This is a genomic window from Enterobacter mori LMG 25706 (assembly GCF_000211415.1).
Lineage (GTDB): Bacteria > Pseudomonadota > Gammaproteobacteria > Enterobacterales > Enterobacteriaceae > Enterobacter > Enterobacter mori.
The window spans coordinates 1-19,922 of sequence record NZ_GL890779.1; the positions used below are offsets into that span (position 1 = coordinate 1).

Below are 19,922 nucleotides of genomic sequence, written 5' to 3' on the forward strand. Positions count from 1 at the left end.
GCTCTCCCAGCTGAGCTATAGCCCCGTCGTAAAGCTGTCATGTTGACGGGCGGCATAATATGAATTCCGCCGCTGAGTGTCAACGGCAAAATCAGTCCCCACCTTTCAATCGCTGAAAAATCATGCAAATGAATCACTTTGCGAGCCTGCTCGCAGTCAGGAGTTAAGCCTGTCACGTTTTCGCGTAAAACGGTGCTATAAGATGAACCACTAATTAACCCTACGAACACTCAGGAAATTGCATGATCAAGGAACGAATGACGCCAGAAGAGTTAGCCGTGCTCACTGGCTATAGCCGTCAGACCATCAATAAATGGGTACGTAAAGAAGGTTGGATTACATCGCCAAAACCAGGCGTTCAGGGTGGTAAGGCGCGTCTGGTGCATGTGAATGAAAAGGTACGGGAGTTTATCCGCAGTGCCCGCAGGGCGTCTGAGACGCCTGAAATGCCAGACAGCGCTGGCTACGAGGGTTCACTTCATACTTTACTTCTGACACTGGCAAATGAAATGACGCCGGATGAGCAAAAGCAGCTGACATCGCTGTTACTGCGGGAAGGGATTACCGGATTGTTGCAACGTTTAGGGATTCGCGATCAGAACTAATATGAAAAGATTACGCAGCAAAATGACCACGGATGAACTGGCTGACTGTCTGGGCGTCGCCAGGCAAACCGTTAACCGCTGGATACGCCAGAAGGGATGGAAGACGGAGGGTGTTAACGGCGTAAAAGGTGGAAGAGCAAGACTGATCCATGTCGATGCGCGAGTGAAGGAACATATTATTAGCCTTCCTGCCATCCGTCACCGGCAGGCGATTTACCAGGTGGCCGAAACGCCCTCTCTTTATGGGATACCGTCATCGTCTACCCTGCTCCCACAAATCATCGACTCGCTGGAGAACATGACGCAGGTTGAACAGGAGCGTCTTCTCATATTGCTGAAGCGCGAGGGGGTAAAAGGATTTCTCTCACGTCTCGGTATTGCTGAATAGCAGACAAAAAAAACGGCAGGTTCCCCTGCCGTTTGATTCACTGACGATTGATTACTGCTGGCTTTCACGCTCAGCAATAAAACCCAGTGCCTTATTGATACGCGCCACGCTACGAGACTTACCAATTGCATGAACGGTAACGTCCAGCGCTGGAGACTGGCCTGCACCGGTCACGGCGACGCGCAGCGGCATCCCCACTTTGCCCATACCGACTTCAAGCTCATCTGCGGTTGCCTGAATCGCGTGATGCACATTCTCCGCGGTCCATTCCGTGATAGCGGCGATTTTGTCACGCACCACTTCCAGCGGCTGGCGGGCAACCGGACGCAGGCGTTTCTTCGCCGCGTCGGCATCAAACTCATCGAATTCTTCGTAGAAGTAACGGCAGCTTTCGGCGATCTCTTTCAGCGTTTTGCAACGCTCACCGAGCAGTTTCACCAGATCGGCCAGTTCAGGACCGGTACGGGTATCGATATTCGCCTGCTCAATGTGCCACTGCAGATACGTCGCGACATATTCTGGCTGCATGGTATTGATGTAATGATGGTTCAGCCACAGCAGCTTATCGGTATTGAATGCGCTCGCTGATTTGCTCACAGAGTTCAGAGAGAACAGTTCGATCATCTCTTCGCGACTGAAGATCTCCTGGTCACCGTGGGCCCAGCCCAGACGCACCAGATAGTTCAGCAGCGCTTCCGGCAGATAGCCGTCGTCGCGATACTGCATCACGCTTACGGCACCATGACGTTTAGACAGTTTTTTACCGTCGTCACCGTTGATCATGGACACGTGTGCATACACTGGCACGGGCGCATTCAGCGCCTTCAGGATGTTGATTTGACGTGGCGTGTTGTTGATATGGTCTTCACCACGGACAACGTGGGTGATCTCCATATCCCAGTCGTCCACCACCACACAGAAGTTGTAGGTTGGTGAGCCGTCGGTACGGCGAATGATCAGATCGTCCAGCTCCTGGTTGCTGAATTCAATCGGGCCACGGATCTGGTCATCAAAGATGACAGAACCCTCTTGCGGGTTAGCAAAACGCACCACGCAAGGCTCATCAGCCGCATGCTCACTATGGTCGTGGCGGCAACGACCGTCATAACGCGGCTTGTCGCCGTTCGCCATCTGCTCTTCACGCAAGGCATCCAGACGCTCTTTGGAGCAATAGCACTTATACGCCGTGCCCGCGACCAGCATTTCATCAATGACAGCGTTATAGCGGTCAAAACGTTTGGTCTGGAAATACGGGCCTTCGTCCCATTCCAGATTCAGCCAGTTCATACCATCCATAATGGCTTCGATTGCTTCCGGCGTGGAGCGCTCAAGATCGGTGTCTTCAATACGCAGCACGAACTCACCTTTGTTGTGGCGTGCAAAAAGCCAGGAATAAAGAGCGGTACGTGCACCACCGACGTGCAGATAGCCTGTCGGGCTCGGCGCGAAGCGAGTTTTGATTTTCATGAAATGGCCTTACGTTATAAAGATGCCGGCAATCGGCAAATCCTGGGGAAAAAACAATGGGCAATATTCTATCACTGTGCGGCGATTCCTCAATGTTGTTCCCTGAATCGGGCCTGAGTTTACTGTTTTTGTTTAGAAATCATGCGCCATCCCGTGTTTCGCGATCGTTTTGTCTAATTTTACGACGAACGAATAAAAACTTTAGAAAATGCGTTGACTCATTTTCAACTCTCCCTATAATGCGACTCCACACAGCGGGGGTGATTAGCTCAGTTGGTAGAGCATCTCCTTTACACGGAGGGGGTCGGCGGTTCGAGCCCGTCATCACCCACCATCTACTTTAAGTAGACTCGCAGTGTAGATAAGAATTGAGATTGGGTGGGATTAGCTAAGCTGGTAGAGCATCTCCTTTACACGGAGGGGGTCGGCGGTTCGAGCCCGTCATCGCCCACCATTCTCACCTTATCGCAGCAGTTCCGAAATGGGCGATTAGCTCAGTTGGTAGAGCATCTCCTTTACACGGAGGGGGTCGGCGGTTCGAGCCCGTCATCGCCCACCATTTCGGGTCGTTAGCTCAGTTGGTAGAGCAGTTGACTTTTAATCAATTGGTCGCAGGTTCGAATCCTGCACGACCCACCAATGTAAAAAAGCGCCCTAAAGGCGCTTTTTTGCTATCTGCAATATGGATGATTCGAACCTGCTGCAGGTTCGAGCCGAACGCAGAGAGGCAACGGAGCCGTTTACGGCGACGGCCCAAAGGGCGAGCGAAGCGAGTCATCCTGCACGACCCACCAATGTAAAAAAGCGCCCTAAAGGCGCTTTTTTGCTATCTGCGATTTAATCAATTCGAACCTGCCAGATATGGCAGTTTTGCTCAAGCTAATCCTTTCCTTGCCGATACCTCTGTTTTATGGCGAAAAGGATCTCATTATGACAACCCTCAATGCAGTTTCTCTGTCGGCGATAGAAATCGGCAGTGCTGATAACAGTTCTGGTAGCAATGACATTGCCTCCCAGATCAATCGGCTGATGAAACAGATAACAAAAGCCACTCAGCAACTCAAAGAAGTGGCACTGAGTGATGCAACAACAGAAGAAAAACAAAAGCAGCAGGAGTTACTCGAATCTCAGTTGACTATGCTGCAGGCACAGCTGGCGCAATTGCAGCGTCAGCAGGCAGAAGAAGAGATGCCAAAACAGGAAAGCAGTCAGTCAGTGACGGAAGGCGTCAACAACCCTTCCGCTGAGCACAAGATTGATATCTATATCTGATCGTTAAACAGGGGATCGCGCGTGCGGGCTTCCATTAAGCGCTGAGCCTGCATGCGCACCACGTCCCAGCAGGCGTGAGCCGCCCCTGAGAGAGAACGGTTTTTACGTCGAACCAGCATCAGCTGGCGTTGAACGCAGGGCGTAAAACGCCTCACCGTTAAGCGACTCCCCTGCGGCAACGGCAGCGCAAGCGCCGGTAGTACACTTATCCCAATCCCGGCTTCGACCATGGGGAACAACGTGGCCGGGTGCCCTATCTCCTGCACAATGGTTGCCTTCACACCTTGAGCGACAAGCGCGGCATCAATCAACGGGCGGCTTCCTGAAGCATAATCCTGTAGCACCAGATTTGACCCTTGCAACGCCTGCCATGTCACGTGTGGCAGCGATGCCAGCGCGTCGTCATCGCGACAAAGCAACAAAAAGGGTTCTGAGAGCACCGCTTCACATTCCAGGTCGCTTACCGCACCAGGGTCAATAACAATGCCAAAATCCACATCCCCCTGACGGATACTCTCCAGCACCCACTGCTGCGGCCTGTCATGCAAAACAAAATCAATATCCGGATAGCGATGATTACTTTCGGCAATACACTGAGGAATAAGATGCGCGGAGATGGTCTGGCTCGCTGCCACCCTCACCGTGCCGGAAAGCTGTTGTCCGAGTCGCCCCACATCCCTGAGCGTGCTGTTCAGCTCGTCCAGCAGCCTCTCCAGACGCGTCGCCAGCTGCTGCCCAGCTTCGGTAAGCACCACCTCACGCGTCGTTCGGTCAAGCAGTTTCACTCCCGTCTGCGTTTCCAGCTCCTTAACGCTATGGCTGACGGCCGACTGGCTGAGGCCGATCATCCCCCCCGCCCGGCTAAAACTGCGAGCCTGCGCCACAGTGACAAAAACACGAAGCTGACGTAATGAATAATTCATCTGTTTAATTCATGAATGGATGCAATAAATCAATTTTATTTCTCAAACGGAAGAAAGCACAATAGCGACATCTGCTTTCAGGAGTGATTATGAAACTTTTTCGTATCCTTGATCCGTTCACGCTTACCCTGGTGGTGACCGTTTTACTGGCCTCATTTTTCCCGGCTCGCGGCGGTTTCGTCCCCTTCTTTGAAGGGCTGACCACGGCGGCCATCGCCCTGCTGTTCTTTATGCATGGCGCCAAACTCTCCCGCGAGGCCATCATTGCAGGCGGCGGACACTGGCGACTGCATCTGTGGGTGATGTGTAGCACCTTTATCCTCTTCCCTGTATTGGGCGTACTCTTTGCCTGGTGGGCGCCGGTGAATGTCGATCCAGCCCTGTATACCGGATTCCTGTATCTATGCATTCTTCCCGCTACCGTGCAGTCTGCTATCGCCTTTACCTCGCTGGCAGGCGGCAACGTGGCGGCGGCAGTTTGTTCAGCATCCGCTTCCAGCCTGTTAGGGATTTTCGTCTCGCCGCTGCTGGTGGGCCTGCTAATGAACATGCACGGTGCAGAGGGCAACCTGGAGCAGGTCGGAAGAATTTGTCTGCAGTTGCTGCTGCCGTTTGTGCTTGGGCATCTTTCCCGACCCTGGACCGGCGCGTTTGTGGCGAAGCATAAAAAATGGATTTCAAAAACCGACCAGACGTCGATTCTGCTGGTGGTTTACTCCGCCTTCAGTGAAGCGGTGGTCAACGGCATCTGGCATAAGGTTGGCGCAGGTTCACTGCTATTTATCGTGGTCGTCAGCATTATCCTGCTGGCGATAGTGATTGCGGTGAATGTGTTTGTGGCGCGCAAATGCGGCTTTAATAAAGCGGATGAAATCACGATTGTCTTCTGCGGCTCGAAAAAGAGCCTGGCGAACGGCATCCCGATGGCGAACATTCTGTTCCCGACCTCGGTGATTGGGATGATGGTGCTGCCGCTGATGATTTTCCACCAAATCCAGCTGATGGTTTGTGCGGTGCTGGCGCGTCGTTACAAACGCCAGACCGAAAAGCTGGCGCAGGAAGAGACCCGCGCCGCGAAGGCTTAAGGACGTTTGAGGGGTTGAACCAGCTGGGTCAGCCCCTCGGTTTTAATCAGTAACGTGATAGCCATCAGCTCACCCAATCGGCCGGCAGGGAATTCATCCTTACGGGCAAACCACAGCAGATACTCTTCAGGCAAATCGATCAGCCTGCGGCTCTTGTATTTACCGAACGGCATCTCCGTATTGGCGATCTCAACGAGCTGTTCTTTCTCCACGTTACTCTCCTAACAGGCGCATCATTTCGGCTTCGTCGATAACGGCAATGCCAAGCTCCTGGGCTTTCGCCAGCTTCGAACCGGCCGCTTCCCCGGCGATCACCAGGTCGGTTTTCTTCGATACGCTGCCTGCCACTTTGGCCCCCAGCGCCACCAGACGCGCTTTAGCATCGTCACGGGAAAGCTGGCTCAGGCTGCCGGTCAGCACCACGGTTTTACCGGCAAACGGACTGTCGATCTCTTCTGCATTGACCACTACCGGCGCGGGCCATTTGATGCCCTCTTCCAGCAGTTTGCCGATGACCTCACGATTGCTCTCTTCAGCAAAGAAGTTAAAGACGTGCGTGGCGACCACAATGCCGACATCCGGTACTTTTTGCAGCTCGTCGATGCTTGCCTTTCCCAGCGCCTCCAGCGTACCAAAGTACGCCGCCAGCCCTGCCGCTGTCGCTTCGCCGACTTCACGAATACCCAGCGCGTACAGGAAGCGGGCGAAAGTGGTCTCTTTCGCCGCTTCCAGCGCGTTAACGACATTCTGCGCTGACTTCGGCCCCATGCGATCCAGGCCGGTCAGTTTACCCGCGGTCAGTTTGAACAGATCCGCTGGCGTGTGAACGTACTCTTTCTCAACCAGCTGATCGATAATTTTATCGCCCATGCCGTCGACGTCCATCGCCCGCCGGGAGACGAAATGCTTCAGCGACTCTTTACGCTGCGCGCCACAAATTAAGCCGCCCGTACAGCGCGCCACCGCTTCGCCTTCCACACGCTCAACGTCCGAGCCGCACACCGGGCAGTGGGTCGGGAAGACGATCGCGCGCGTTTCAGCAGGGCGTTCTGACTCCACAACGTTAACCACCTGCGGGATCACATCGCCCGCGCGGCGGATCACCACTTTGTCCCCAATGCGCAGGCCCAGGCGTTCGATTTCATCAGCGTTATGCAGCGTGGCGTTACTCACCAACACCCCAGCAACCTGCACGGGCTCCAGACGGGCGACAGGGGTAATGGCACCCGTACGGCCAACCTGGAACTCTACGTCACGAACGAAGGTCATCTGCTCCTGAGCAGGAAACTTAAACGCCACCGCCCAGCGCGGCGCGCGTGCCACAAAGCCCAGCTGTTCCTGCAGCGCCAGTGAATTGACCTTGATGACAACGCCATCAATATCAAAGCCGAGCGTTGGGCGATCCTCTTCCACTTTGTGGTAGAACGCCAGGACCTCCTCCGGAGAGTCGCAGAGCTGAACGCGGTTACTGACCGGCAGACCCCACGCCTTAAACTGCAGCAGACGTCCGAGGTGCGTGTCCGGCAGCTCGCCGCCCTCCAGAATACCAACACCGTAGCAGAAGAAAGTAAGCGGTCGCTTCGCGGTGATACGTGGGTCAAGCTGGCGTAGAGAGCCTGCCGCCGCATTACGTGGGTTAGCAAACACCTTCCCGCCGGTGCGGCGTGCCTCTTCGTTTATTTTCTCGAAGCCCGCCTGAGGCAGGAACACTTCACCGCGCACTTCCAGACGCGCAGGAATATTCTCGCCGTGCAGCTTGAGCGGGATTGCGCGGATGGTACGCACATTGGTGGTGATGTCTTCGCCCGTCGTACCGTCACCACGCGTCGCGGCACGCACCAGCACGCCGTTTTCATAAAGAATGCTGACCGCCAGACCGTCCAGCTTCAGCTCGCAGCACCAGCTCAGCGAATCACTGCTTTTCAGACGATCCTGGACGCGCTTGTTAAACGCCAGGAAACTTTCTTCATCAAAGACGTTATCCAGTGACAGCATCGGGACTTCGTGGCGTACCTGACTGAAAGCACCCAGCGGTTCCGCACCGACGCGCTGCGTCGGGGAGTCCGGCGTGATTAACTCCGGATGCTGAGTTTCCAGCTCGCGCAGCTCGCGCATCAGGCGGTCGTACTCCGCATCCGGAACTTCCGGCGCGTCCATAACATGATAGAGGTATTCATGATGGCGAAGCGTGGTTCGCAGTTCAGTGAGTTGTTGTTCGATTGAGTCCATATCGCACCATCAATGAGAAAAAACCCCCGACAGGCGGGGGTTGCGGAGGAGTTGAAGTAAACGCGACGATTACGCGTTGGCTTCCTTAACTTCGCGGATGCGGTCCTGATACTCGCGCAATTTCTGCGGGGTCATCATTCGACGCTGATCGTCGAGCACCACACCACCCACTTCGTCGGCAATGTGCTGAGCGGACTGCAGCATCAGCTTGAAGTTTTGCAGCTCGTCACCGTAGGACGGAACCTGCATAAAGATCGTCACACCCGGCGTCACGAAATCACCGGTCATTTCCGGGTCAAAGGTACCTGGGTTGACCATATTTGCCAGACTGAACAGCGCCGGGCCGCTCCCGTCAGGGCTCAGGTGACGATGGAAAATATTCATGTCGCCAAATTTGAAACCTGCCTGCTCAATGCTGTTGAGCAGCACGTCACCATTAAGGTGGCTACCATGATGGGCGCCAACGTTCATGATGATTACCGCTTCTTTGCGCTGCGGTTTTTCGACAACCGGCTCCGGCTCTACAACGGGCTCTGGCTCAACGTGTGGCGCGGGAGCTGGCTGAGGCGCAGGCTGCACGTGGACAGGCTGCTGTTGCGGTTGCTGAATCGGCTGCACTGGCTGCTGTACAGGTTGTTGCACAGGCTGTTGAGGCACAGGTTGCGGCGCAGCGGGCTGCTGATGAACCGGCTGTTGCGGCGGCTGACGCACCGGCTCTTCCACAGGCTGTGGCGCTGACTGGCGCGGCTGTGCGGAAGCATACGGCGGTTGATACTGGTGCTGCGAAGGACGAGGCGCTTCTTGCTCCCCATGCCCTGCGCCGGGCGCAGTATTGACCCGATGAACACGAACTTCACCCACGCCGTCGTCGTCGCTACCGTCGATGTCGTCTTCAACGTCATCGTCATCACGACTGGACTTCATGCGCTTCAGTGGGCGATCGCGAAACATAGAAGAACGCTCTTTACGGCTGGTCCAGAAACCATGTACCAGTAAAGCGATTATGGCGATCGCGCCAACAATGATTAATATCAGACGCAAATCCTGCATCATTATATTCTCTGTTGTTCTAACACCTTGCCACCACGGCAAACATTTACTCACTAAGAGTATTTGCCGTTTAACTCAAGTGCAAGTGTATGCAGAGCATTCACAGCATAAAGATGCGCTAAAACGTGCTTTTTGCTGTTTTTTCGAACATTTCCGAACTGGTCATTGGTCCGTAACTGGATAATATAGGCGGGCAATTCCACTGGTTGTGTAAAAAGGAGTACAGCCTGGTTATGGTTTCAACATCTTCTTCATCCCCGCGCAGCGGTGTCTGGTATTTTTCTCAGGGCTGGAAACTGGTCTCCCTACCGGGTATTCGCCGCTTCGTCATACTGCCCCTGCTCATCAACATTGTGCTGATGGGCGGCGCGTTCTGGTGGCTGTTCACAAAGCTCGAGAGCTGGATCCCGTCGCTGATGAGCTATGTGCCGGAGTGGCTGCAGTGGCTTAACTACCTTCTCTGGCCGGTGGCGGTGATCTCCGTGCTGCTGGTGTTTGGCTATTTCTTCTCGACGATTGCGAACTGGATAGCCGCCCCGTTTAACGGCCTGCTGGCAGAACAACTCGAAGCACGGCTCACCGGGGCGACACCGCCGGATACGGGCGTAGTGGGGATCATGAAAGACCTCCCGCGCATCATGAAACGCGAATGGCAGAAATTTGCCTGGTACCTGCCCCGCGCGATTGTGTTGCTTATTCTGTATTTCGTGCCCGGTATCGGCCAGACGGTAGCGCCCGTGCTGTGGTTCCTGTTCAGCGCCTGGATGCTGGCTATTCAGTACTGCGACTACCCGTTCGATAACCATAAGGTGCCGTTTAAAGAGATGCGCACCGCCCTGCGCACGCGGAAAGTGACCAATATGCAGTTTGGCGCGCTGACCAGCCTGTTCACCATGATCCCGTTCCTGAATCTGTTCATCATGCCCGTCGCCGTTTGCGGCGCGACGGCAATGTGGGTGGACTGCTACCGTGCTAAGCACGCGTTATGGAAATAATGCAAAAATATGTAAAGCAGGGGTGGCTTATGCCGCCCCTTATTCCATACTGATCCCCATTATTTCCTTGCAGTATATAGATATGCGAATTCCTTACTTCCCCCTACCTGTTCAACAGGTATGCTGGGTCGGTATCCCAATTTCATACAGTTAAGGACAGGCCATGAGTAAGATTTATGAAGACAACTCGCTGACTATCGGTCATACGCCCCTGGTTCGACTGAACCGTATCGGTAATGGACGCATTCTGGCGAAGGTCGAATCACGTAACCCAAGCTTCAGCGTAAAATGCCGCATTGGTGCAAACATGATTTGGGATGCGGAAAAACGTGGTGTGCTGAAACCCGGCGTAGAGTTGGTTGAACCGACCAGCGGCAACACCGGTATCGCTCTGGCCTATGTGGCTGCGGCGCGTGGCTACAAGCTGACGCTCACCATGCCTGAAACCATGAGTATTGAACGTCGCAAGCTGCTGAAAGCGCTGGGTGCAAACCTGGTTCTGACCGAAGGCGCGAAAGGCATGAAAGGTGCCATTCAGAAGGCCGAAGAGATTGTGGCCAGCGATCCGGCAAAATATCTGCTGCTGCAGCAGTTCAGCAACCCGGCTAACCCGGAAATCCACGAGAAAACGACCGGTCCGGAAATCTGGGAAGATACGGACGGTCAGGTTGACGTGTTTATCTCTGGCGTCGGTACCGGCGGTACGCTAACCGGCGTGTCCCGCTATATTAAAGGCACGAAAGGTAAAAAAGACCTGATTACCGTTGCCGTTGAACCAACTGACTCACCAGTTATCACTCAGGCTCTGGCAGGTGAAGAGCTAAAACCAGGCCCGCATAAAATTCAGGGTATCGGCGCAGGCTTCATTCCAGGCAACCTGGATCTGAAGTTGATTGATAAAGTCGTGACCATTACCAACGAAGAAGCGATCTCAACCGCACGTCGTTTGATGGATGAAGAAGGCATTCTGGCGGGGATCTCTTCCGGTGCTGCCGTTGCGGCCGCACTCAAACTTCAGGAAGATGAGACCTTTACCAATAAGAATATTGTGGTTATCCTTCCTTCTTCGGGTGAGCGTTACTTGAGCACTGCACTGTTTGCCGATCTTTTCACTGAGAAAGAACTGCAACAGTGATGCCAGCATGTTAAAAACGCGTAAAAAAGCACCTTTCCAGGTGCTTTTTTGTGGCCTGCTTCAAAGTTTTACCCCTCCTGGCATTGCTTCACCCCGTTGTGTCTGGTATTTAAACCAGCAATTATTTTGAAGCGTGAAATTAATCAGTGAACGAAATAGCCTTGCTGAATCGATTTTATGATTTGGTTCAAGTCTTGCTTTCGCTGCATAATGTTTAATGACGATTGAAACGTCAGCGCTAACAATACAGGCTAAAGTTAAGCCGCCAGGCTAGACTTTAGTTCCACAACACTAAACCTATAAGTTGGGGAAATACAATGTTCCAGCAAGAAGTTACCATTACCGCTCCGAACGGTCTGCACACCCGCCCTGCTGCTCAGTTTGTTAAAGAAGCGAAAGGCTTCACTTCTGAAATCACTGTAACTTCCAACGGCAAAAGCGCTAGCGCAAAAAGCCTGTTCAAACTGCAGACTCTGGGCCTGACTCAGGGCACCGTGGTCACCATCTCTGCGGAAGGTGAAGACGAGCAGAAAGCAGTTGAGCATCTGGTTAAACTGATGGCTGAGCTCGAGTAAGTTTACGGGTTCTTTTCAATATCAGTCACAAGTAAGGTAGGGTTATGATTTCAGGCATTTTAGCATCCCCGGGTATCGCTTTCGGCAAAGCACTGCTGCTGAAAGAAGACGAAATCGTCATTGACCGGAAAAAAATTTCTGCCGACAAGGTTGATCAGGAAGTTGAACGTTTTCTGAGCGGTCGTGCCAAGGCATCTGCGCAACTGGAAGCGATCAAAACTAAAGCTGGCGAAACTTTCGGTGAAGAAAAAGAAGCCATCTTCGAAGGGCACATCATGCTGCTCGAAGATGAGGAGCTGGAGCAGGAAATCATAGCCCTGATTAAAGATAAAGGCATGACGGCCGACGCGGCTGCGCATGAAGTTATCGAAGGTCAGGCAACTGCCCTGGAAGAACTGGATGATGAATACCTGAAAGAGCGTGCGGCTGACGTACGTGACATCGGTAAGCGCCTGCTGCGCAACATCCTGGGTCTGGCCATTATCGATCTGAGCGCGATTCAGGACGAAGTTATCCTGGTTGCCGCCGACCTGACCCCGTCCGAAACCGCACAGCTGAACCTGAACAAGGTGCTGGGTTTCATCACTGATGCAGGTGGCCGTACCTCCCACACCTCTATCATGGCGCGTTCTCTGGAACTGCCTGCCATCGTGGGTACCGGTAGCGTCACTGCTCAGGTGAAAAACGACGACTATCTGATTCTGGATGCCGTAAACAACCAGGTTTACGTCAACCCAACTAACGAAGAGATCGAGCAGCTGCGCGCCGTTCAGGAGCAGGTTGCAACCGAGAAAGCGGAACTTGCTAAACTGAAAGATCTGCCAGCCATTACGCTGGACGGCCATCAGGTAGAAGTGTGCGCGAACATCGGTACCGTACGCGACGTTGAAGGCGCTGAGCGCAACGGTGCGGAAGGTGTAGGTCTGTATCGTACTGAATTCCTGTTCATGGACCGTGACGCGCTGCCAACTGAAGAAGAACAGTTCGCTGCGTACAAAGCCGTGGCTGAAGCCTGTGGCTCTCAGGCGGTTATCGTCCGTACCATGGACATCGGTGGCGACAAAGAGCTGCCGTACATGAACTTCCCGAAAGAAGAGAACCCGTTCCTGGGCTGGCGCGCAGTGCGTATCGCCATGGATCGTAAAGAGATCCTGCGTGACCAGGTTCGCGCTATCCTGCGTGCATCCGCTTTCGGTAAACTGCGTATCATGTTCCCGATGATCATCTCTGTTGAAGAAGTGCGTGCACTGAAGAAAGAGATCGAAATCTACAAACAGGAACTGCGCGACGAAGGTAAAGCGTTTGACGAGTCAATCGAAGTGGGTGTGATGGTGGAAACACCAGCAGCCGCAACAATTGCGCGTCATTTAGCCAAAGAAGTTGATTTCTTTAGTATCGGCACCAATGATTTAACGCAGTACACCCTGGCAGTTGACCGTGGTAATGATATGATTTCACATCTCTACCAGCCAATGTCACCGTCCGTACTGACGCTTATTAAGCAAGTAATTGATGCTTCTCATGCAGAAGGTAAATGGACTGGCATGTGTGGTGAGCTTGCAGGCGACGAACGTGCTACACTTCTGTTGCTGGGTATGGGTCTGGACGAATTCTCTATGAGCGCCATTTCCATCCCGCGCATTAAGAAGATTATCCGTAACACGAACTTCGAAGATGCGAAGGTGTTAGCAGAGCAGGCTCTTGCTCAACCGACAACGGACGAGTTAATGACGCTGGTTAACAAGTTCATTGAAGAAAAAACAATCTGCTAATCCACGAGATGCGGCCCAATTTACTGCTTAGGAGAAGATCATGGGTTTGTTCGATAAACTGAAATCTCTGGTTTCTGATGATAAGAAAGACTCCGGAACTATTGAGATTGTTGCTCCGCTCTCCGGCGAGATCGTCAACATCGAAGACGTGCCGGATGTAGTGTTTGCTGAGAAAATCGTTGGTGATGGCATTGCTATCAAACCAACTGGCAACAAAATGGTTGCTCCAGTTGACGGCACCATCGGTAAAATTTTTGAAACCAACCATGCGTTCTCTATCGAATCTGATAGCGGTATCGAACTGTTCGTTCACTTCGGTATCGACACCGTTGAACTGAAAGGCGAAGGCTTCAAGCGTATCGCAGAAGAAGGCCAGCGCGTTAAAGTTGGCGACCCGGTGATTGAATTCGATCTGCCACTGCTGGAAGAAAAAGCGAAGTCTACCCTGACTCCGGTTGTTATCTCCAACATGGACGAAATCAAAGAACTGATCAAACTGTCCGGCAGCGTGACCGTGGGCGAAACCCCGGTTATCCGCATCAAGAAGTAATTCTTGCCGCACAAAGAAATGGCGCCTTCGGGCGCCATTTTTGTTTATGCGGGGAGAATAAGCTCGTCGTAACCTTTCGACTGGGTATAAACCATCACGTCCGTCACCCGATCCCCTGCTTTGCGAATCGCCTCAGCAATGGTTTTGCCTTCGACAATTCCGCTGACCAGCTCCGAACAGAACAGATCACCCGTCCCTTTCAGATCGGTTTCGACACGAGGGTGCGCGCTCACGGTCACGCTTTCTTTACTCACCAGCACCACGTGGATATTTTCCGGGTCATCGGCCACCGGCGCACTGGTGATCGCAACCCATTTCAACGTATCTGAGAGCAACCCCTGTGCGGCGGCAATCGCGCTTTCAGGAGTACGGCACGGTTTGCCGCTTAACACTTCCAGCTCAAAGACGTTCGGCGTAATCCCCTGTGCCAGCGGCAGCAGATGCTCGCGATAGGCTTCAGGGATATCCGGTTTCACGTACATCCCGCTGTCGATATCGCCGATAACCGGGTCGACCAGCACCAGCAGATCGGGATGCTGCACTTTGATGGTCTTGAGCCACTGGGCCAACAGTTTTATCTGGCTGGCACTGCCCATATAGCCAGTGGTGACCGCCTTAAGCTCGCGCAGGATCTCGCGCTCGTTCAGGGCCTTAAGATAGCCGCTAAACCACTCGTCGGGGATCACCCCACCGTAGAAAGTGTCGTAGTGCGGCGTGTTGCTGAACAGCACCGTCGGCACGGCAGTCACGTTCAGCCGATGGGTACGAATATTTGGCACAGCGATACTGTTGCCCACGCTGCCGTATACCACCTGCGACTGCACCGCAACAATATCGGTTTGCTGCGCCCGGGTTTTATCCCGGAATAGAATCATCTCCATGACGCTTAAATCCCCGCCCCCTGCGAATAACTCTCTTCACCAAAGACGCCGGTAGAGAGGTAACGATCGCCGCGATCGCAAATAAGTGCCACCACTACGGCACCCGGGTTTGCCTTTGCCACCCGAATCGCCCCCGCTACCGCGCCGCCCGAGCTGACGCCGCAGAAGATGCCTTCGCGCACGGCCAGCTCACGCATGGTATTTTCCGCCTCGCGCTGGTGAAGATCCAGCACCTGATCCACAAGCTGCGCATTAAAGATGCCCGGCATGTATTCCGCCGGCCAGCGGCGAATCCCCGGGATGCTGCTCCCCTCTTCCGGCTGCAGGCCAACAATGGTGACGGCTTTCCCCTGCTCGCGCAGGAAACGCGACACCCCGGTAATGGTGCCGGTGGTCCCCATGCTGGAGACAAAGTGGGTGATGCGCCCGTCGGTTTGTTGCCAGATTTCCGGGCCGGTGGTGGTGTAGTGCGCGTACGGGTTGTCCGGATTGTTGAACTGATCGAGCAGTTTACCTTCACCGCGCTCGGCCATTTCTAACGCTAAGTCGCGTGCGCCTTCCATACCCTGCTCTTTGGTCACCAGAATCAGCTCGGCCCCGTAGGCACGCATCGCGGCGCGGCGCTCCTGGCTCATGTTGTCCGGCATCAGCAGCTTCACGCGGTAGCCTTTCAGCGCGGCGATCATCGCCAGCGCGATACCGGTGTTGCCGCTGGTGGCCTCGATCAGCACGTCGCCCGGCTTGATTTCACCGCGTTTTTCGGCCTGAACAATCATCGACAGTGCGGCACGGTCTTTCACCGACCCCGCCGGGTTATTGCCTTCGAGTTTGACCCAGATTTCGCTGCCGTTATCCGGCCCCATGCGCTGAAGTTTGACCAGAGGCGTGTTGCCGATGGTGTGTTCTAATGTATTCATGATCGCTGTCCAATAAAAAGCCCGGTGGCGCTTCGCTTACCGGGCCTACAGACGTCATATTGTAGGCCGGGTAAGCGCAGCGCCACCCGGCAACACTACGTAATCCTAACCTATCAGGCTGTCTCTGCCAGAGCAATATCCTCGCGCGTCTCGATGCGCTCCTTCCCGTGATAAATACGCGCATGCTGCAGCCCAACAAACAGGCGCTCACCCCGGTGCGGCGGATCTTCGTCGCGCATCACCACGGTCAGCGGCTCGGTATACCAGCCCAGCGGCTGTACCACCAATTGCGTGTAGTGACCTTTAGGGCTAGCTTCCAGCACCTGTACCGGCAGCGGTGAATCCAGACTGGTGCGACGGCTGACGTCCACTTCCCACGGACGCAGGAACAGATCGACCGGCCCCTGATGCGCGGAGGTATAGCCCAGCGGCCAGCGGTGCGCGCCGACGTGGAACTGACCGCCGCGAATGGTGCCCTGCAGACGGTTCACTTCGCCCATAAACTCCAGGACAAAACGGGTTGCCGGTTCGCGCCAGAGCTGTTCAGGCTCGTCAACCTGCTCGATGTTCCCCTGGCTCATCACCACCACGCGGTCCGCGACTTCCATCGCTTCTTCCTGATCGTGGGTCACGAAGACGCTGGTGAACTTCAGTTCTTCATGAAGCTGACGCAGCCAGCGACGCAGCTCTTTACGCACCTGCGCGTCCAGCGCACCGAAAGGCTCATCCAGCAGCAGGATTTGCGGCTCAACGGCTAACGCGCGCGCCAGCGCCACGCGCTGTTTCTGCCCGCCGGACAGCTGGGCAGGGAAACGGTCTGCCAGATGCGCAAGCTGCACCATCTCCAGCAGTTTGGTCACTTTCGCTTTGATAGTTGCCGCATTTGGTCGCTCGCGACGCGGCAGCACCGTCAGACCAAACGCGATGTTGTCGAACACGGTCATATGGCGGAACAGCGCGTAATGCTGGAACACAAAGCCTACTTTACGATCGCGGGCATGCAGGCGGCTCACGTCGGTGCCGTGAAAGCGGATATGTCCGCTGGTCTGACGCTCAAGCCCGGCGATAATACGCAGCAGCGTGGTTTTACCGGAACCTGACGGCCCCAGCAGCGCGACCATTTGTCCGGAAGGGATATCCAGCGAGATATCATTCAGCACCTGGGTGCGACCAAAAGACTTCTTAATATTGGCAATCTCAATGCTCATGATTTCCCTCCTGATGCAGACGTTTTTCCTGATTCTCTAAACGCCACTGCACCACACTCTTCAAAAACAGGGTCAAAATCGCCATCAGCGTCAGCAACGCTGCGGCAGTAAAGGAGCCGATGGTGTTATAGTCCTGCTGCAGCAGTTCAATCTGTAACGGCAACGACAGCGTTTCACCGCGGATGGAACCGGATACAACAGAAACAGCCCCGAACTCCCCAATCGCGCGTGCGTTGGTCAGCACCACGCCGTAGAGCAGCGCCCAGCGGATGTTCGGCAGCGTCACGCGGCGGAACATCTGCCAGCCGGAAGCGCCCAGCAGCACCGCGGCTTCGTCTTCATTGCTTCCCTGGCTTAGCATCACCGGCACCAGTTCACGCACCACAAACGGACAAGTCACAAAGATAGTCACCAGCACCATGCCCGGCCAGGCGAACATAATCTGCAGGTTATGCTCATCCAGCCAGCCGCCCAGCGGGCCGTTTGAGCCGTAAAAGAGCAGGTAAACCAGACCGGCAACAACTGGCGACACGGCAAACGGAATATCCAACAGGGTCAACAGCATCTGACGACCCGGGAAGTTGAAGCGCGTCACCAGCCAGGCCAGCAGCGTACCGAACACCAGGTTGACCGGTACCGTGATCAGCGCAATCAACACGGTCAGCCAGATGGCGTGCAGCATATCCGGGTCCGCCAGATTTTCCAGCGCGGGCATAATCCCTTTACTGAATGCCTGGACAAAGATATAGACCGTTGGCACAACGAGAATAAGTGCTGATACCAGCACGCCCGTCCCAATCAGAAACCATTTTGCCCAGTTGATGCGGGGCGCATCGTAACGCTTCAATTGAGTAACTTCCGCCATCAGTGACCTACCACACGTCGACCAAAGCGACTTTGCAGAGTGTTAATCGAGTACAGCAGCAGCAGCGACGCGGCGAGGATCACCGAAGCAATCGCGCTCGCAGCCGGATAATCAAACTCCTGCAAACGCACAAAAATCATCAGCGAGGTCACTTCCGTTTTCCACGCGATGTTCCCGGCGATGAAGATCACCGCACCAAACTCGCCGAGGCTACGGGTGAAGGAGAGCGCCACACCCGCCAGCAGCGCCGGAGAAAGCTCTGGCAGCACAACCTTGCGGAAACTCTGCCAGCGTGTCGCCCCCAGCGTTTCCGCCGCTTCTTCATATTCCGGGCCTAAATCTTCCAGTACCGGCTGTACGGTTCGCACCACAAACGGAATGCTGGTGAAGGCCATCGCTACCGCGATACCGAGCCAGGTATAGGTCACTTTGATATCAAACTTCGCCAGCCACTCGCCGTAAAAACCGTTCACCGAGAACAGCGACGCCAGCGTTAAGCCCGCCACCGCCGTCGGCAGTGCAAACGGCAGATCCATCAACGCATCAAGCAACGTGCGGCCCGGGAAACGGTAGCGGGTTAAGATCCACGCCATCAGCAGGCCGAACAGGCCGTTGAAAATCGACGCCACAAACGCCGACAGTAGCGTCACCTTATAGGCTGCCACCACCTGCGGGTTGGTTATGACGTCCCAGTACTGGGCCCAGCTCATATCAGAGAGCTGCACCACCAGCGCGCTGAGCGGTAACAACAAAATCAGGCAGACGTACAGCAGGCTGGTTCCGAGGCTTAAGGTAAAGCCCGGCAGCACGCGTTTTGTCGATACTGCAAACATTACTTACGCCCCGCCGCCAGCAATTTATCTAACTCACCGCCGCTGACAAAATGCGTTTTCATCACTTCAGGCCATGAGCCGAAATGGTCTTCCACGCGGAACAAATCGGTCTGCGGGAATTTATCTTTCAGCTTGTTCATCACGTCCGGGTTATTCACGCGGTAGTAGTAATCGGTAATGATGGTCTGCGCCTGCGGGCTGTACAGGTAGTTGAGATAGGCTTTTGCCGCTTTCTCGGTACCATTTGCCTGCACATTTTTATCCACCCAGGCCACCGGGAACTCGGCCAGAATGTTAGTTTTCGGGATAACCACTTCGAAGCCCTGTGCTTCGTACTGTTTACGGATATTGTTTACTTCGGACTCGAAGCTGATCAGGACATCGCCAAGACCACGCTCCGCGAAGGTTGTGGTCGCGCCCCGGCCGCCGGTATCAAACACTTCGACGTTTTTCAGGAACTGGGTCATGAACTGCTCGGTCTTCGCTTTATCGTTACCGTCAGCTTTATCCGCCGCGCCCCATGCCGCCAGATAGGTATAACGCGCGTTGCCGGAGGTTTTTGGGTTCGGGAAAATCAGCTTCACGTCGGAACGGACCAGGTCATTCCAGTCGTGGATATTCTTCGGGTTGCCCTTGCGCACGAGGAAGCCCATGGTGGAGTAGAACGGCGAGCTGTTGTTTGGCAGACGGCTCTGCCAGTCCGCCGGGAGCAGCTTGCCTTTGTCGTGCAGGATCTGCACGTCCGTCACCTGGTTATAGGTCACCACATCGGCCTTCAGTCCCTGCAGGATGGCCAGCGCCTGTTTGGATGAACCGGCATGGGACTGCTTGATGGTCAGCTTGTCGCCGTTATTGTCTTTTGCCCACTGCTGTTCAAACGGTGGGTTAAGGGCGGCAAACAGCTCGCGGGAGACATCATACGAACTGTTAAGCAGCTCTGTTGCCTGCGCCTGCGCCACCAGCAGTAAACCTGCCAGTGCCAGCGATCCTTTTTTTAGTACAGTAACGGCCATTGCGCACCCTTATAAATGTGATGACTATCTTATAGTCATAATATTTATAACGAGGTCGAAAGGAGTAACGGTTTTATATACCGTTTGGTGATTTAGAAGCAGAAAAGGGAATAAGGGGGCGGCCTGATGGCCCTCACCCCAGCCCTCTCCCACAGGGAG

At 54.5% G+C, this 19,922-nt stretch carries 20 protein-coding genes and 4 tRNA genes; 13 read left to right on the forward strand and 11 right to left on the reverse strand.

All coding sequences use genetic code 11. The annotated features are described in order from the left end of the window. The first annotated feature begins 242 nt into the window (after positions 1-242). Positions 243-605, forward strand: coding sequence for a YfeC-like transcriptional regulator (locus tag ENTMO_RS0117395; protein WP_010426183.1), 363 nt, complete (start codon positions 243-245; stop codon positions 603-605). A gap of 1 nt (position 606) precedes the next feature. After that, the gene (locus tag ENTMO_RS0117400) at positions 607-993 is read left to right on the forward strand and encodes a YfeC-like transcriptional regulator (protein WP_010426184.1); all 387 of its coding nucleotides are present in this window, start codon (positions 607-609) and stop codon (positions 991-993) included. Between the two features lie 51 nt (positions 994-1,044). Here ENTMO_RS0117400 and gltX read toward each other — a convergent pair whose 3' ends face one another. Continuing rightward, a complete protein-coding gene (gltX, locus tag ENTMO_RS0117405) occupies positions 1,045-2,460 on the reverse strand; it encodes a glutamate--tRNA ligase (RefSeq protein ID WP_010426185.1) in 1,416 nt (471 codons plus the stop codon). A 258-nt stretch (positions 2,461-2,718) separates the two neighbouring features. On the opposite strand from gltX, the gene ENTMO_RS0117410 reads away from it, so the two are divergent. The 5 genes from ENTMO_RS0117410 (at position 2,719) to ENTMO_RS0117430 (ending at position 3,732) form a co-directional block, all read left to right on the forward strand. After that, a tRNA-Val gene (locus tag ENTMO_RS0117410) sits at positions 2,719-2,794 on the forward strand. Between the two features lie 42 nt (positions 2,795-2,836). Beyond that, positions 2,837-2,914 (forward strand) — tRNA-Val (locus ENTMO_RS0117415). Positions 2,915-2,943: 29 nt separating this feature from the next. Next, positions 2,944-3,019, forward strand: a tRNA-Val gene (locus tag ENTMO_RS0117420). Positions 3,020-3,023: 4 nt separating this feature from the next. Then, positions 3,024-3,099: transfer RNA gene (locus tag ENTMO_RS0117425), tRNA-Lys, on the forward strand. A gap of 291 nt (positions 3,100-3,390) precedes the next feature. After that, positions 3,391-3,732 (forward strand): FlxA-like family protein, encoded by a 342-nt coding sequence (locus ENTMO_RS0117430; protein WP_010433747.1) that lies wholly within the window; start codon positions 3,391-3,393, stop codon positions 3,730-3,732. Here the strand turns inward: ENTMO_RS0117430 and ENTMO_RS0117435 are convergent. Beyond that, a complete protein-coding gene (locus tag ENTMO_RS0117435) occupies positions 3,723-4,655 on the reverse strand; it encodes a LysR family transcriptional regulator (protein ID WP_010433749.1) in 933 nt (310 codons plus the stop codon). The genes ENTMO_RS0117430 and ENTMO_RS0117435 overlap by 10 nt on opposite strands. 89 nt (positions 4,656-4,744) lie before the next feature. Here ENTMO_RS0117435 and ENTMO_RS0117440 point away from each other — a divergent pair, with 89 nt between their 5' ends. Then, the gene (locus ENTMO_RS0117440) at positions 4,745-5,740 is read left to right on the forward strand and encodes a bile acid:sodium symporter family protein (RefSeq protein ID WP_010433751.1); all 996 of its coding nucleotides are present in this window, start codon (positions 4,745-4,747) and stop codon (positions 5,738-5,740) included. Here ENTMO_RS0117440 and ENTMO_RS0117445 read toward each other — a convergent pair. The 3 genes from ENTMO_RS0117445 to zipA form a co-directional block, all read right to left on the reverse strand. Beyond that, complete coding sequence (locus tag ENTMO_RS0117445) at positions 5,737-5,952, reverse strand: DUF3820 family protein (RefSeq protein ID WP_010433753.1); 216 nt, start codon at positions 5,950-5,952, stop codon at positions 5,737-5,739. The genes ENTMO_RS0117440 and ENTMO_RS0117445 overlap by 4 nt on opposite strands. Before the next feature lies 1 nt (position 5,953). After that, positions 5,954-7,969: an NAD-dependent DNA ligase LigA gene (ligA, locus tag ENTMO_RS0117450; RefSeq protein ID WP_010433755.1), complete on the reverse strand. Its 2,016-nt coding sequence runs from the start codon at positions 7,967-7,969 to the stop codon at positions 5,954-5,956. Positions 7,970-8,038: 69 nt separating this feature from the next. Further along, on the reverse strand, positions 8,039-9,022 hold the full coding sequence (gene zipA / locus ENTMO_RS0117455; protein WP_010433757.1) for a cell division protein ZipA: 984 nt from the start codon (positions 9,020-9,022) through the stop codon (positions 8,039-8,041). Between the two features lie 230 nt (positions 9,023-9,252). On the opposite strand from zipA, the gene cysZ reads away from it, so the two are divergent. The 5 genes from cysZ (at position 9,253) to crr (ending at position 14,046) form a co-directional block, all read left to right on the forward strand. After that, positions 9,253-10,014 (forward strand): sulfate transporter CysZ, encoded by a 762-nt coding sequence (gene cysZ, locus ENTMO_RS0117460; RefSeq protein WP_010433758.1) that lies wholly within the window; start codon positions 9,253-9,255, stop codon positions 10,012-10,014. Between the two features lie 163 nt (positions 10,015-10,177). Further along, positions 10,178-11,149 carry a cysteine synthase A gene (gene cysK, locus ENTMO_RS0117465; RefSeq protein ID WP_010433759.1) on the forward strand — a complete coding sequence of 324 codons (972 nt, stop codon included), beginning with the start codon at positions 10,178-10,180 and terminating at the stop codon, positions 11,147-11,149. A gap of 317 nt (positions 11,150-11,466) precedes the next feature. Continuing rightward, entirely contained in the window at positions 11,467-11,724 is a 258-nt protein-coding gene (gene ptsH, locus ENTMO_RS0117470; protein WP_000487600.1) for a phosphocarrier protein Hpr, read from the forward strand. A 44-nt stretch (positions 11,725-11,768) separates the two neighbouring features. Further along, a complete protein-coding gene (gene ptsI / locus ENTMO_RS0117475) occupies positions 11,769-13,496 on the forward strand; it encodes a phosphoenolpyruvate-protein phosphotransferase PtsI (RefSeq protein WP_010433760.1) in 1,728 nt (575 codons plus the stop codon). A gap of 40 nt (positions 13,497-13,536) precedes the next feature. After that, positions 13,537-14,046: a PTS glucose transporter subunit IIA gene (gene crr, locus ENTMO_RS0117480; RefSeq protein ID WP_003861316.1), complete on the forward strand. Its 510-nt coding sequence runs from the start codon at positions 13,537-13,539 to the stop codon at positions 14,044-14,046. A 44-nt stretch (positions 14,047-14,090) separates the two neighbouring features. Here crr and pdxK read toward each other — a convergent pair whose 3' ends face one another. The 6 genes from pdxK to cysP form a co-directional block, all read right to left on the reverse strand. Then, the gene (gene pdxK, locus ENTMO_RS0117485) at positions 14,091-14,927 is read right to left on the reverse strand and encodes a pyridoxine/pyridoxal/pyridoxamine kinase (protein WP_010433761.1); all 837 of its coding nucleotides are present in this window, start codon (positions 14,925-14,927) and stop codon (positions 14,091-14,093) included. Between the two features lie 5 nt (positions 14,928-14,932). Continuing rightward, positions 14,933-15,844, reverse strand: coding sequence for a cysteine synthase CysM (cysM, locus tag ENTMO_RS0117490; protein ID WP_010433762.1), 912 nt, complete (start codon positions 15,842-15,844; stop codon positions 14,933-14,935). Positions 15,845-15,957: 113 nt separating this feature from the next. Further along, the gene (gene cysA / locus ENTMO_RS0117495) at positions 15,958-17,052 is read right to left on the reverse strand and encodes a sulfate/thiosulfate ABC transporter ATP-binding protein CysA (protein ID WP_010433764.1); all 1,095 of its coding nucleotides are present in this window, start codon (positions 17,050-17,052) and stop codon (positions 15,958-15,960) included. Then, the gene (gene cysW, locus ENTMO_RS0117500) at positions 17,042-17,917 is read right to left on the reverse strand and encodes a sulfate/thiosulfate ABC transporter permease CysW (RefSeq protein WP_010433766.1); all 876 of its coding nucleotides are present in this window, start codon (positions 17,915-17,917) and stop codon (positions 17,042-17,044) included. Before cysW ends, cysA begins: the two co-directional genes overlap by 11 nt. Beyond that, complete coding sequence (gene cysT / locus ENTMO_RS0117505) at positions 17,917-18,750, reverse strand: sulfate/thiosulfate ABC transporter permease CysT (RefSeq protein WP_010433768.1); 834 nt, start codon at positions 18,748-18,750, stop codon at positions 17,917-17,919. The genes cysW and cysT overlap by 1 nt, the downstream gene beginning before the upstream one ends. Then, positions 18,750-19,763, reverse strand: coding sequence for a thiosulfate/sulfate ABC transporter substrate-binding protein CysP (cysP, locus tag ENTMO_RS0117510; RefSeq protein WP_010433770.1), 1,014 nt, complete (start codon positions 19,761-19,763; stop codon positions 18,750-18,752). The genes cysT and cysP overlap by 1 nt, the downstream gene beginning before the upstream one ends. Positions 19,764-19,922 lie beyond the last annotated feature (159 nt).

Coding starts and splice junctions, on each gene's coding strand:
- pdxK (WP_010433761.1), bottom strand. CDS start 14,927: ATGGAGATGATTCTATTCCGGGATAAAACCCGGGCGCAGCAAACCGAT.
- cysP (WP_010433770.1), bottom strand. CDS start 19,763: ATGGCCGTTACTGTACTAAAAAAAGGATCGCTGGCACTGGCAGGTTTA.
- cysW (WP_010433766.1), bottom strand. CDS start 17,917: ATGGCGGAAGTTACTCAATTGAAGCGTTACGATGCGCCCCGCATCAAC.
- ptsI (WP_010433760.1), top strand. CDS start 11,769: ATGATTTCAGGCATTTTAGCATCCCCGGGTATCGCTTTCGGCAAAGCA.
- cysT (WP_010433768.1), bottom strand. CDS start 18,750: ATGTTTGCAGTATCGACAAAACGCGTGCTGCCGGGCTTTACCTTAAGC.
- ENTMO_RS0117440 (WP_010433751.1), top strand. CDS start 4,745: ATGAAACTTTTTCGTATCCTTGATCCGTTCACGCTTACCCTGGTGGTG.
- ENTMO_RS0117435 (WP_010433749.1), bottom strand. CDS start 4,655: ATGAATTATTCATTACGTCAGCTTCGTGTTTTTGTCACTGTGGCGCAG.
- crr (WP_003861316.1), top strand. CDS start 13,537: ATGGGTTTGTTCGATAAACTGAAATCTCTGGTTTCTGATGATAAGAAA.
- ENTMO_RS0117400 (WP_010426184.1), top strand. CDS start 607: ATGAAAAGATTACGCAGCAAAATGACCACGGATGAACTGGCTGACTGT.
- ENTMO_RS0117395 (WP_010426183.1), top strand. CDS start 243: ATGATCAAGGAACGAATGACGCCAGAAGAGTTAGCCGTGCTCACTGGC.
- cysM (WP_010433762.1), bottom strand. CDS start 15,844: ATGAATACATTAGAACACACCATCGGCAACACGCCTCTGGTCAAACTT.
- cysA (WP_010433764.1), bottom strand. CDS start 17,052: ATGAGCATTGAGATTGCCAATATTAAGAAGTCTTTTGGTCGCACCCAG.
- ptsH (WP_000487600.1), top strand. CDS start 11,467: ATGTTCCAGCAAGAAGTTACCATTACCGCTCCGAACGGTCTGCACACC.
- ligA (WP_010433755.1), bottom strand. CDS start 7,969: ATGGACTCAATCGAACAACAACTCACTGAACTGCGAACCACGCTTCGC.
- ENTMO_RS0117430 (WP_010433747.1), top strand. CDS start 3,391: ATGACAACCCTCAATGCAGTTTCTCTGTCGGCGATAGAAATCGGCAGT.
- gltX (WP_010426185.1), bottom strand. CDS start 2,460: ATGAAAATCAAAACTCGCTTCGCGCCGAGCCCGACAGGCTATCTGCAC.
- cysK (WP_010433759.1), top strand. CDS start 10,178: ATGAGTAAGATTTATGAAGACAACTCGCTGACTATCGGTCATACGCCC.
- cysZ (WP_010433758.1), top strand. CDS start 9,253: ATGGTTTCAACATCTTCTTCATCCCCGCGCAGCGGTGTCTGGTATTTT.
- zipA (WP_010433757.1), bottom strand. CDS start 9,022: ATGATGCAGGATTTGCGTCTGATATTAATCATTGTTGGCGCGATCGCC.